Source organism: Winogradskyella sp. (genome assembly GCF_013042245.1).
Lineage (GTDB): Bacteria > Bacteroidota > Bacteroidia > Flavobacteriales > Flavobacteriaceae > Winogradskyella.
Window position 1 is genome coordinate 35,035 of record NZ_JABDQL010000024.1, and the last position, 13,032, is coordinate 48,066.

10 protein-coding genes are annotated in these 13,032 nt (G+C 34.1%); 6 read left to right on the top strand and 4 right to left on the bottom strand.

Annotation, left to right across the window (positions count from 1 at the left end):
• Nucleotides 1–113: 113 nt before the first annotated feature.
• On the bottom strand, nucleotides 114–533 hold the full coding sequence (locus HKP48_RS01805) for a nucleoside-diphosphate kinase (protein WP_296342206.1): 420 nt from the start codon (nucleotides 531–533) through the stop codon (nucleotides 114–116).
• 78 nt (nucleotides 534–611) lie between these two features.
• Entirely contained in the window at nucleotides 612–1,643 is a 1,032-nt protein-coding gene (locus HKP48_RS01810) for an alkaline phosphatase D family protein (RefSeq protein ID WP_296342207.1), read from the bottom strand.
• A gap of 85 nt (nucleotides 1,644–1,728) precedes the next feature.
• Here HKP48_RS01810 and HKP48_RS01815 point away from each other — a divergent pair, with 85 nt between their 5' ends.
• From HKP48_RS01815 to HKP48_RS01825, 3 genes are read left to right on the top strand one after another with little or no spacing between them, the layout of a single operon-like run.
• Nucleotides 1,729–2,745: a bifunctional oligoribonuclease/PAP phosphatase NrnA gene (locus HKP48_RS01815; RefSeq protein WP_296342210.1), complete on the top strand. Its 1,017-nt coding sequence runs from the start codon at nucleotides 1,729–1,731 to the stop codon at nucleotides 2,743–2,745.
• Nucleotides 2,745–3,287: a gliding motility-associated peptidyl-prolyl isomerase GldI gene (gene gldI, locus HKP48_RS01820; RefSeq protein WP_296342211.1), complete on the top strand. Its 543-nt coding sequence runs from the start codon at nucleotides 2,745–2,747 to the stop codon at nucleotides 3,285–3,287. Before HKP48_RS01815 ends, gldI begins: the two co-directional genes overlap by 1 nt.
• Nucleotides 3,280–4,500 carry a peptidylprolyl isomerase gene (locus HKP48_RS01825; protein ID WP_296342213.1) on the top strand — a complete coding sequence of 407 codons (1,221 nt, stop codon included), beginning with the start codon at nucleotides 3,280–3,282 and terminating at the stop codon, nucleotides 4,498–4,500. Before gldI ends, HKP48_RS01825 begins: the two co-directional genes overlap by 8 nt.
• A 139-nt stretch (nucleotides 4,501–4,639) precedes the next feature.
• Here the strand turns inward: HKP48_RS01825 and HKP48_RS01830 are convergent, their stop codons facing one another.
• A complete protein-coding gene (locus HKP48_RS01830) occupies nucleotides 4,640–6,106 on the bottom strand; it encodes an aminoacyl-histidine dipeptidase (protein ID WP_296342215.1) in 1,467 nt (488 codons plus the stop codon).
• 145 nt (nucleotides 6,107–6,251) lie between these two features.
• On the opposite strand from HKP48_RS01830, the gene HKP48_RS01835 reads away from it, so the two are divergent.
• From HKP48_RS01835 to HKP48_RS01845, 3 genes are all read left to right on the top strand, one after another.
• Entirely contained in the window at nucleotides 6,252–7,319 is a 1,068-nt protein-coding gene (locus HKP48_RS01835; RefSeq protein WP_296342218.1) for a DUF3810 domain-containing protein, read from the top strand.
• 82 nt (nucleotides 7,320–7,401) lie between these two features.
• Entirely contained in the window at nucleotides 7,402–10,371 is a 2,970-nt protein-coding gene (locus HKP48_RS01840) for an amidohydrolase family protein (protein WP_296342219.1), read from the top strand.
• A 27-nt stretch (nucleotides 10,372–10,398) separates the two neighbouring features.
• The gene (locus HKP48_RS01845; protein WP_296342220.1) at nucleotides 10,399–11,703 is read left to right on the top strand and encodes an amidohydrolase family protein; all 1,305 of its coding nucleotides are present in this window, start codon (nucleotides 10,399–10,401) and stop codon (nucleotides 11,701–11,703) included.
• Nucleotides 11,704–11,757: 54 nt separating this feature from the next.
• Here HKP48_RS01845 and HKP48_RS01850 read toward each other — a convergent pair whose 3' ends face one another.
• On the bottom strand, nucleotides 11,758–13,017 hold the full coding sequence (locus HKP48_RS01850; RefSeq protein ID WP_296342222.1) for a hypothetical protein: 1,260 nt from the start codon (nucleotides 13,015–13,017) through the stop codon (nucleotides 11,758–11,760).
• Nucleotides 13,018–13,032: the final 15 nt, after the last annotated feature.

Genomic DNA, 13,032 nt, shown 5'->3' on the forward strand with positions numbered 1-13,032 from the left:
ATCTTAACTTAAAATATGAACGCTATTAAAAATCGAATAGCTCTAAAAAAGAAAATCGCCTAAAAATTACTTTTTAGACGACCTCTTTTTTAATATTATAAACTCTAAATAGCTTAGAACATATCTCTACCTGAGAAATGGAAAGCACCTTCAATAGCTGCATTATCATCACTATCACTTCCATGAACTGCGTTTTCACTAATAGAATCTGCAAACATCTTACGGATAGTTCCTTCTGCTGCATCAGCAGGGTTAGTAGCACCAATTAATGCTCTAAAATCTTCAACAGCATTATCTTTTTCTAAGATAGCTGCTACGATTGGTCCACGAGTCATATACTCTACTAATTCTCCAAAGAATGGGCGCTCACTATGAATTGCGTAAAATTCCTGAGCATCAGCCTTAGTCATTTGCGTTAATTTCATTGCTACGATTCTAAAACCCGAAGCGTTGATTTTTTCTAATATTGCGCCAATGTGTCCTTTTTCAACAGCATCTGGCTTTAACATTGTAAATGTTCTGTTAGTTGCCATGTTTTTCTTTTTTAGCTTCACCAAAACCCTTGGCGAATTCGCGTGCAAAAATACGCTATTTTATAAAATACACAAGCATCAATACTCTTGTATCAGTTGGTTTATTTTCTCATTGTCATTAGCATACATTTCCATAATTATTTTGTGGTCTTTAAAGTTAAATTTTAAAAGACCATAGCTCTTTACAGAAACCACCTCTCCAACTCTATTTTTATTCGATTCACTCGTAAAGCTTGAATAAGAGTGTGTCAATCCACTCGATGTAAAATCTATTAAAGGATAATCTAAACCATCAACATTAATTTTAGAAAATTCTGAAATATGTCTATCACCAGACAATAGCAATACACCTTTTGCATTAGAATCTGAAATTATATTTTTTAATCTTTCGACTTCATGAGGAAAGTTGCCCCAAGTTTCGAAGCCATGCTCCATTGACAAAAATTGGATACTACCAACGATAATATTAAAATCTCCTTTAGAGTTATTAAGCTCATCTTCTAGCCATTGCCATTGGGTCTCGCCAAGAACTGTAGACGTATTATCTGTTGTAGGTTTGTATCGTTTTCTACTCTCGGTATCTTTTACTAATGCTGATCTAAAATAACGTGTATCTAAGACTATAACTTTTATAGTTCCTTCTGCAATTTTTATTTCCTCAGCGTGATAAACACCTTCTCTATTTCTTCTTTTATCATTTTGAGCAACACCCATAAAATCAAGGAACTGTTGCTGACTTTCCTTCTTCATTTTAAATTCTAAACCACCATCATTTAAGCCATAGTCATGATCATCCCAAGTACCTAGAATTTTAGTTGTTTCCACTAGTTTTTTATATGCTGGGATATTAAGTTGCTTGGTGTATTCGGCTTTTAAAACAGTCATATCATCTGTATCTGCGTATATATTATCGCCGCCCCATATCCATAAATCAGGATTCTGTTTCAAAATATCATCCCATAATTCATTTTTGACATCTTGCTTGTTACAAGACCCAAAGGCTATTGTATAATCTGTTTCTGTTGAATTTAGTCTTGAATTTTCTTTTTTTGTTCCGCAGTTATAGAACACCAAAAAAGCGAGAAAAATAGCTTTAGATATAAACTTCATGATTAAATAATTTACAGTCAAAGATAATCTAAAATATGCCTAAAGCCTTTCAAGGATTTATTATTAAATTGTATATTGGTCCGTTATGAAAAAAGAAGATATTTCGGCTGTAAAAACGCTATTAAGCGTGCCAAAAAGGATTATAATCGTTCCGCATAGAAACCCAGATGGCGATGCTATTGGTTCAACTCTAGGCTTAATGCATTACCTAAAACTCAATAATCATGAGGCTAGGGTTATTGCGCCTAATGATTATCCTGATTTCTTGAAATGGATTCCTGGAGAAGATTCAATCTTAAAATTTGAATCGCAAAGAACTGATTCTAAAAAGCTTATTGCAGAAGCAGACATTATTTTTACATTAGACTTTAATGCCTTAAACCGTACAGGTAATGATATGGCAGAAGTCTTAGAAGCCTCAATAGCTACAAAAATTATGATAGACCACCATCAAGCACCAGATGATTATGCAAAATATATGTATTCTGACGTGAGTATGTCTTCAACCTGTGAGATGGTGTTCAACTTTATTGAAATGCTTGACGATACTGACAAAATCACTCCAGACATTGCTACTTGCATTTATGTTGGAATTATGACAGATACAGGTTCTTTCAGGTTTAGATCTACAACAAGCCGTACACATCATATTATTGCAGATTTGATTGATAAAGGCGCCGATAATACGGAAATCCACAACCAAGTTTATGACACTAATAGTTATCATAGACTGCAACTGTTGGGAAAAGCACTTCAGAATTTAAAGGTTTTACCCGAACTAAACACGGCTTATATAACGCTTTCTCAAAAAGAATTGGATGAATTCAACTTTAAAAAAGGAGATACAGAAGGTGTGGTTAATTACGCATTATCCATAGAAAATGTTGTTTTAGCTGCTATTTTCATAGAAAACATACATGAAGGTATTATTAAAATTTCACTACGAAGTAAAGGCGACTTTTCGGTAAACGAATTTTCAAGAGCACACTTTAATGGTGGTGGACATACCAATGCTGCTGGCGGACGAAGTGAAATGTCCTTAAAAGAAACTGTTGAAAAATTTATTGCTATATTGCCTGAATATAAAACCCTACTGTCATAATGCGTCACCTACCTTTAATTTTTATATTGGTAATTTTTACAGTAAGCTGTAAGTCTCCCGAAGCACGTCCTCCTGTCGTTGTAAAATCGGGTTCTTTTATTGAAGAATCGGTAGAGCGTAACAAAGCACTTAATAAAAAAGAACGTAAAGAAATACAAAAAGTCATAGCCAGTTTTTCTGATAAAGATTTTATGAGTTCAGAGAACGGCTTTTGGTATCACTATAATTCTAGAGCACAAAACGATATGGTTACACCACAATTTGGTGACCGTGTAGAATATACTTATACCGTTTCAGACCTCAATGGGATAGAGATTTATTCTGAAGATGAAATTGGTACTCAGTTTTATACTATGGATAAAGAAGAATTATTTTCTGGCTTAAGAGAAGGTTTAAAACTCATGAAAGCTTCCGAAGATATTACTTTTATATTTCCATCTCAAAAAGCCTTTGGCTATTACGGAGACAATAACAAAATTGGCACTAATGTGCCGCTAATTTGCAACGTAAATTTAAAAACAATAACCCAAAACAATGATTAAGAAAATTTTTATTCCACTACTCGCCATAGCATTATTAGCTACAACTAGTTGTAAGAAACCTCGTTACGACCTAGAAGATGGATTATATGCCGAATTTGTAACTAACATGGATACTATGGTTGCTAAATTATATTATGATAAAGTACCGGTAACTGTCGCTAATTTTGTAGCCCTTGCTGAAGGGAAACACCCATTGGTCAAAGAAGAGTATAAAGACAAAAAATATTACAACGGTACAACCTTTCACCGTGTTATGGATGGTTTTATGATTCAAGGTGGTGACCCAACTGCAACTGGTTCTGGTGACCCAGGTTATAAGTTTGAAGACGAATTTAGTAACGAACTAAAGCATAGCAAATCAGGAATTTTGTCTATGGCAAATTCTGGACCTAATACAAACGGTTCTCAATTTTTTATTACTGAAAAAGCAACACAGTTCTTGGATGCATACCAAGCAGACGGAACCCTAAAAAAATGTGGCCGTTTCCCAGGTGGTGGATGTCATGCAGTATTCGGTGAATTAGTATTAGGATTAAACGTACAAGACTCCATCTCTAACGTAAAAGTTGGGGCTGCCAACAAACCTGTAGAAGATGTTGTACTTAAAGAAGTAAATATTATCCGTATTGGTTCTGAAGCTAAAAAGTTTGATGCCCCTAAAGTTTTTACAGAAGAATTACCAAAGATTAAGGAACGTGTTGCAGCAGCAGAAGAAGAAGCGCGTAAAAAAGCTGAAGAGGAGCAACGCATTAAAGACGAAAAAACAGCAGCTGCCACTGCAGAGTTTAAAACAACAATTGACAATTATACTGCAAAAGCAAAGCAATTACCATCTGGTTTAAAGGTACACTACCTCAATAAAGGCAATGGTGCAAAACCAAAAACTGGACAAATGGCTTTAATCAATTATCAAGGCTATTTTACAGATGGAAAACTTTTAGACAGTAATGTAAAAGAGGTTGAAGAAAAGTACGGTATGCTCAATCCTCAGAAAACACAGCGTAATATGTATGCGCCTACACCAATGAAAGTGAGTCCAGATGCGGCTTTGTTTGCTGGTTTTAAAGAAGCACTTGCAACTCTACGTGTTGGTGACAAGGCATTCTTTTATTTTCCATCGCATTTGGCGTACGGCGAAAGTGGTCGCCCACCAATGGTACAACCAAATACAGATTTAGCATTTATTATTGAAATGGTAGATATTCAGAAATAAGATTTTGGTTTGAACTCGTTATAGAGTTTGAAAAAAAAGCAGTTGTATAAAATTATATAACTGCTTTTTTTTTCAATTTTAAAAAAGGTTTAAACTTGGAGTTATCCTGAAGTCTAGAAGTTAAATCAGATCTTCTCTCCTAACTCTTTACTGGAATATTCTTCAAAATTTCTAAAACAAAATCCCAATATTTTTGAGCTGAAGAAATTTGAGCTCGCTCGTCTGGTGAATGCGCGCCTTTAATATTAGGTCCAAAACTAATCATATCCATTTCTGGATAATTCTGTCCAAGAATCCCGCATTCTAAACCTGCGTGGCAAGCTGCTACGTGTGGTTTTTCTCCATTATTGAGGCGCTCATAAATAGGCACCATAAGTTTTAGGATATCAGACTCCATATTTGGTGCCCAACCTGGGTAATCACCAGAAAATTCAACCTCACAACCTGTTAACTCAAAAGTAGCACGTAACGTATTTGCCAAATCATACTTAGAACTCTCCACAGAGCTACGTGTCAAACAGCCAATTTTAATTTGGCCATCTTTTACAATAACACGCGCTATATTATTAGAAGTTTCTACCAATTCTGGAATATCAGCACTCATTCTATAAACACCATTTAAAGCTGCATATATAGCTCTAGTCAAACCTTCTTGAACCCCTAATTCCATGATTTTTTCTGGAATAATCGTTTTAGAAATCAGGATTTCTAAATCTGGCTCCATTGTCCTATACTCGTTTTTTATAATTTCTGAAAGTTGCGCCATTTCAAAATTAAATGCTTCTTCATGCACTGCATCTACAGCAACAATTGCATTACTCTCTCGAGGAATAACGTTACGTAAACTTCCGCCATCAATTTGTGATATACGTAATCCAAAATTTTCAAATCCATCAAAAAGTAAACGATTCATTATTTTGTTTGCATTACCTAAGCCTTCATGAATTTGCATCCCTGAATGTCCTCCCTGCAATCCTTTTATAGTAATCGTATATCCAATTTTAAATTCAGGAGTTTCTTCTTCAGCATAAGTTCTTGTTGCCGTGACATCGACACCACCGGCACAACCCACACCGATTTCATCGTCTTCTTCAGTATCAAGATTTAGTAAAATTTCGCCTTTAAGCAAGCCGCCTTTTAACCCCATTGCGCCAGTCATACCTGTTTCTTCGTCAATTGTAAACAAAGCTTCTAGAGAAGGATGTGCAATATCTTTACTTTCTAAAATCGCCATGATTGTAGCAACACCTAAGCCATTATCTGCACCTAAAGTTGTTCCTTTAGCTTTAACCCAATCACCTTCAACAAACATCTCAATACCTTGTTTATCAAAATCGAAAACGGTATCGTTATTTTTTTGGTGTACCATATCTAAATGGCTCTGCATCACTATAGGTTTTCTGTCCTCCATACCTTTTGTGGCTGGCTTGCGGATGATTACATTTCCGACTTCGTCTTCAATAGTTTCTAATCCAAGATTTTTTCCGAAATCTTTCATGAATTTAATGACACGTTCTTCTTTTTTTGAAGGTCTGGGTATGGCATTTAAATCTGCGAATTTATTCCAAAGTTTCTTTGGTTCTAAGACTCTTATTTCTGAACTCATATGTGTATTTTTATATTAATACAAAGGTAGGAAATAGTCTTCGTAATATTTACCATTCTGAGCTTGATTCGGAATCTAACTAAAATGCTGAAACAACTTGTGCATAACTGTGTTTTCCCTAAAGTAAATTACTTATTTTTGAAACATGCGAGTAACCAAAAAAGGAGCATTATTTATTTTTTTAGCTATTCAAATTATTGCTATCAATATTCTGAAACAATTCCCTGAATTCATTGAGCAGTTTTACAGCAATGGTATTTATGTTTGGTTATCAAAATTGATGCGTTATTCTTTTGGTTGGGTACCGTTTTCTGTTGGTGACATACTATATACGCTTGCAGGAATTTATATTATAAGATGGCTAATTGTAAACTTTAAAAATAGCTACAAGGACACTATAAATTGGTTGTTGGATATTACAGCTGTGCTATCCATCGTCTATTTTTCATTTCATATGCTTTGGGGTTTTAATTATTACCGTCAACCGCTTCATAAATCGTTGAATATTAAAGCAGATTATTCAACTGAAGAATTAATTGCATTTACTGAACAGTTGATTGAAAAATCAAACCAAATTCACACTGAGTTAAGTATTTCAGACACGCTTAAAATTATTCTACCCTACAAAAAATTTGAAATTTTTGACAAGGTTAAATCAGGTTATGATAAACTTTCAAAAAACTATCCGCATCTATATTATAAACCTGTAAGTCTAAAAAAATCCATTTACAGTATACCATTAACTTATATGGGATTTTCTGGTTACTTGAATCCTTTTACTAATGAAGCACAAGTAGATGGATTAATTCCTATATACAAATTCCCAACAACCTCTTGCCATGAAGTTGCTCATCAGCTCGGTTATGCTGCGGAAAACGAAGCTAATTTTATAGGCACACTTGCTGCTTTAAGCAATGAGGATTTATATTTCAAATATTCCGGATATACATTTGCCTTGCGCTATTGTTTAGTTGAGATTTACAAACGAAATCCTAAAAAATATACGCAGCTTCTAGAAACTGTAAATGTTGGTATCCGAAAAAATTATCAAGAAGTTCAGGAGTTTTGGCAATCTTATCAAAATCCGCTTGAGCCTGTTTTCGAAAAAACTTTTGACACCTTTTTAAAAGCCAACAACCAATCTAATGGCATGAAGAGTTACAGTTATGTTGTAGCTCTTTTAGTAAATTATTACAATAACAAGCCACTTTAAAAACGTTAAAAATTCTTAATAAAAAAGAAGATTTAGCATTAAGCGTTATATTTAAAAAACAAAATTCTAACCAACAATACATATGATTAAAGTTTATTTACGGCTGCTCATGCTTATGTGCAGTTTTTCGTTATTTGCACAAGATTATTTTCCTAGTAATTCTGGTGTAAAATCTGACAACTCTAACTACAAGGCATTTACTAATGCCAAAATCCATGTATCGCCATCACAGGTAATTGAAAATGGAACTTTACTTATTAAAGATGGTAAAGTCGTTAGCGTCGGAAAATCGGTAAATTTACCAACTAACACTACTAAGTTAGATTTATCTGGCAAATCTATTTATCCATCATTTATAGATATGTACACGACTTTTGGTGTTACCAAACCAAAACGTGGTGGTAATGGCCCACAATACAGACCAAGTCGGAGTGGTTTTTATTGGAATGACCATATTATGCCAGAACAAGACGTTATGGCAAATTTTAAATACGACGCTAAGTCGGCTTCAGACATGCACAAGCTAGGTTTCGGCGTTGTCAATACACACATGGCTGACGGAATTGCACGTGGCACTGGTGCATTGATTTCCTTAAATAACGATGCAGACAATTCGCTTCGCGTCGTGGATGGCGAAATATCTCAACATTTTTCATTCAGTAAAAGTGTGAGGTCAAGACAGTCCTATCCATCATCAATTATGGGAAGTATGGCCTTGTTGCGTCAAATGTACGATGATGCTAAATGGTATGCCAACGGTAATGTAGATACAAGAGATTTGTCGCTTGAAGCTTTAAACGGAAACAAAAATCTACTTCAAATTTTTGAAGCTGGAAGTCGCGCAAATTTATTACGTGCTGATAAAGTTGGAGATTCTCGCAATGTACAATATACTATTGTTGGTGGTGGAGATGAATATGAGCGTTTGGATGAAATAAAAGCTTCTAATGCAACGATAATATTACCTATTGACTTTCAAATGGCATACGATGTGGAAAATGCTTTTTTAGCATCTACCCTTTCGTTAAGTGATATGCGTGCTTGGAATCAAGAACCACACAACCCAAGATTACTGGCAGAAAATGATGTGCAATTTGCATTAACCACTCACGGTCTTAAAAAGGTAAGTAGTTTTAAAAGTAATTTAATAAAAGCTATAGAAAATGGTCTTTCAAAACAAAAGGCGCTTGAAGCTTTAACGACTATTCCTGCGCAATTACTTGGAAAGTCTAATATGTTGGGAACTCTAAAAACTGGTAGTTATGCCAACTTTTTAATTACTTCAGGAGATATTTTTGATAAAAAGACAAAGCTCTATGAGAATTGGGTTCAAGGTATGCAACATGTTATTTCCGATATGAATGTAAAAAATATCGATGGTGATTACACTTTTACACTTGCTGGAAGTGATTATAAATTAAATATTTCTGGCAGCGCAAGCAAACCAAAAACAAAATTAGAATCTGGAGATAAGAGCTTAGGTACCAAAATGAATTATTCTGACGATTGGGTAAACCTTACCTTCAAAACAGCAGATAGTACAAAAAATGAATTTATTCGTATCGCAGCAAATGTTGCTAATGAAAACAATTTAAGCGGAAAAGCGATTATGCCAAATGGCGCAGAATATAATTTCTTTGCTACAAAAGCTTTAAAAGATGAAATGGCTAAGAAAGACAAGAAGAAAAAAGGTACCGCTAAGGATACACCTTACATGAGTCCAATAACCTATCCTAATATTGCTTACGGCTATGAAGAAAAGCCTAAAGCTGAAACTATATTGTTTAAAAATGCAACGGTTTGGACCAACGAAAGTGAAGGTATCTTAGAAAACACTGATGTTCTTATCAAAGACGGAAAAATTGCAAAAATAGGCAAAAACCTTTCCGATAGAAATGCAAAAGTTGTCGATGCGACAGGAAAACACGTTACAGCTGGTATTATCGATGAGCATTCTCATATCGGTGCTGCATCAATCAATGAAGGCGGACATAATTCTTCGGCAGAAGTGACTATCGAAGATGTTATTGACGATGAAGATATTGACATTTATAGAAACCTTGCTGGTGGCGTAACATCAATACAAATATTACACGGTTCGGCAAATCCTATTGGCGGGCGCTCTGCTATTATAAAATTAAAATGGGGAGAAGCAGCAGATGACTATGTTTATGAGAATTCGCCTAAGTTTATAAAATTTGCTTTAGGCGAAAACGTAAAGCAATCGCGAAGCCGAACTAACTCACGTTTCCCACAATCTAGAATGGGAGTTGAACAAGTATTTATAGATTATTTCAGTAGAGCTAAGGCTTATGATGAAGCTAAGAAAAGTGGAAAACCCTATAGAAAAGATACTGAAATGGAAGTTTTAGTCGAAATTTTAAATGGTGAGCGTTTTATCTCATGCCATTCTTACGTACAAAGTGAGATTAATATGTTAATGAAAGTTGCCGAGCAATTTGATTTCAGAGTCAACACATTTACTCATATTCTCGAAGGTTATAAAGTCGCCGATAAGATGGCCGAGCACGGGGTTGGAGGCTCAACATTTAGTGATTGGTGGGCTTATAAGTATGAAGTAAATGATGCCATACCATATAATGCTGCGATTATGCATAATGCAGGTGTTGTAACTGCTATTAATAGTGATGATGCAGAAATGTCACGTCGCCTGAATCAAGAAGCTGCTAAATCTGTGAAATATGGTGGTGTTAATGAGGAAGATGCTTTTAAGTTTGTGACACTTAATCCTGCAAAACTATTACACTTGGATGACCGTGTAGGTAGTCTAAAAGTTGGTAAGGATGCGGACGTTGTATTATGGAGTGACCATCCGCTTTCAATATATGCAAAAGCAGAAAAAACAATCATTGAAGGTGTGACGTACTTTGATTTAGAAAAAGATAAGCAAATGCGTCAAGCCATTGCTAAAGAGAAAAGCGAATTGATGAACTTAATGCTTCAAGATAAAAACAAAGGCTTGAAAACTCAACCTGTTAAAAAGAAGGAAAAAGTGTTGTTAAACTGTGACTCTATGGATTCAGGCTATTAATCAGACTCAAAATTTAAATTTATCAAAATGAAAAATTACATATATATCGCAGCTATTTTACTCTCAATGAGTATTGGTTATGCACAACAAACACCAGCATCAAAACAGACAAAAGATATTGCTATCGTTGGAGCTACTGCACACATTGGTAATGGAGAAGTTATTGAAAATAGTATTATTACATTTTCTAACGGAAAAATAACCAATGTAGGTGATGCCACTACAATTCGTATTAATTCTGCAGAAATGGATGTCATAGATGCAATGGGAAAACATGTGTACCCTGGTTTTATTGTATCTAACGGAACATTAGGTCTTGTAGAAGTTGATGCCGTAAAAGCCTCAAATGACTTATCTGAACTGGGAACTTTTAATCCACACATAAGAAGTTTAATCGCTTATAATGCAGAATCAAAAATTGTAGAATCCATGAGACCTAATGGTGTACTCTTAGGGCAAGTTGTTCCTCGTGGCGGACGTATTGCCGGAACATCATCTGTTGTACAATATGATGCTTGGAACTGGGAAGATGCGACAATCAAAGCAGATGATGGGATACACATCAATTGGCCAAATAGTTTTAGTCGTGGCCGTTGGTGGCTTGGTGAAGACCCAGCTTTAAAACCAAATAAAGATTACAACAAACAAGTTAAAGAACTATATATGTACTTTAACGAATCTAAAAGTTATAATGCTGGACCAAAAGATGAGCGTCACTTACCTTTTGAAGCCATGGCTGGATTATTTAACGGTTCTAAACATTTATACATTAATGTAAATAACCAAAAGAGTATCACTGATGCAGTTAATTTTGCTAAATCTCAAGGTGTATCAAATATTACTATAGTTGGCGGTTATGAAGCTGGTGAGATTGCAAATTTCCTAAAGCAGAATAATGTATCTGTATTTTTAAGACGTATACACACACGACCAAATAACGAAGATGATGATTACGATCAGCCTTTTAAGTTAGCAAAACAATTAGTAGACGCTGGTGTTTTGGTTGCTTTAGAACCAAGCGGACAAATGGAACGCATGAATTCTCGTAACTTACCATTCTACGCAGGTACAACAGTTGCTCATGGATTAACTAAAGAGCAAGCATTACAGCTAATTACTCAAAATCCTGCAAAGATTATGGGTATTGATAATATGTATGGAACTCTAGAGCAAGGCAAAAGTGCGACGCTGTTTATTAGTGAAGGTGATGCTTTAGACATGCGTACCAATATTGTAACAAACGCATTTATTGACGGTCGTCAATTAAGTTTAGAAACCCATCAAACAAAATTATGGAAACGTTATTCAGGAAAATATAATCAACAAGAGTAAAAATAAAAATGCGAGCCATATGGCTCGCATAAATTTATTATCTACGTTATTTGCTTAGCCTAGTAATTCATTCAAGCCTTCATTATCGAAAAGAATTTTACCAATATTTATCTGAGACCAACCCTTTTTTACTTTATAAGTTAACATTGGTTGTGAATCTTCTAATTTACACTCCATATGGTAAAATGTAATATTTTCATTTTTTAAATGGTTTAAATTTTTTAAGTGGCTAGATATAAAAAAGTAACCTTTTGTTGTTTTACTCAAACCTGAAATTGTTTTTTCAATGAGTAATTTAGCATCATCAATATCAGTACCATTAAAGAGTTCATCAAAAATAGCAAAACAAAATTTGCTATCTTTTGCATTTACGAGTGTATCTTTTAAACTAATAACCTCATTCATAAAATGACTATAACCATTACTAATATCATCAAATTTATTAATACCAATTGAAAAGTAATTACAAAAGGGAATAGTACTATTATTATCTGCTGGTATTGCCAATCCTAAGTTACCAAGATATGTACATAAGCCAATTGCTTTTAAAAATGTAGATTTACCAGACATATTTGCACCATTTAAAACTATAACACCATTACAAATCTTAAAATTATTTTTAACTGGCGATGATAAACTGGGATGGTAAAAAGCCTTTAAATCTAGTGAGTTTGGAGAAATTTCAGGAAACTTGAAACCGTGTTTACAGGTACCTTTCGCTATAGACAAATAAGCTTCAAACCTAAAAAGACAATCCCAAAACGTACTAATCTTATTTGACTTATATAAATCATCAATATGTTTACAAATATTTTTGAGCTCTTTAAACTTTAGCCTACGTATCCTTAAACTGCTAGTATAAACTTTAAGATTAAAGCTTTTTAAAAACTGTTGAAAATACCTAATTTCTTCTTTGTATTCTTTAGGGAAACACTTCAAATTTATGTGATTGAAATATAATTCCAGCTTAGAAAAAAACAAAAGTATAAGTTGAATATTGTCCCTAACATCACTGACTACGTGTTTATTACTAAAAAATGAAAGGTTTGTATTAGGAATAGGATTATGCCAAGAGTTCAGATAGTTAAAAGCCTTATTAAATGATAAAAAAGAATAGTTGTAACTGTCTAAAAGATGATTATTTTGAATAAAACCCTCTAAAATTTTTTGTCTGTGAGTAATAGCTTCAATTGAATTTAGAGAATTATTAAAAATATCGTGTAATACAACTTTTGAATTAATATTGATAGTAAAATCAAATAAAGGAAGTATCTGAGTTTTTATTTGTAAATCATTTATATTCTGTGCCGTCATTTTTACTAAATAATA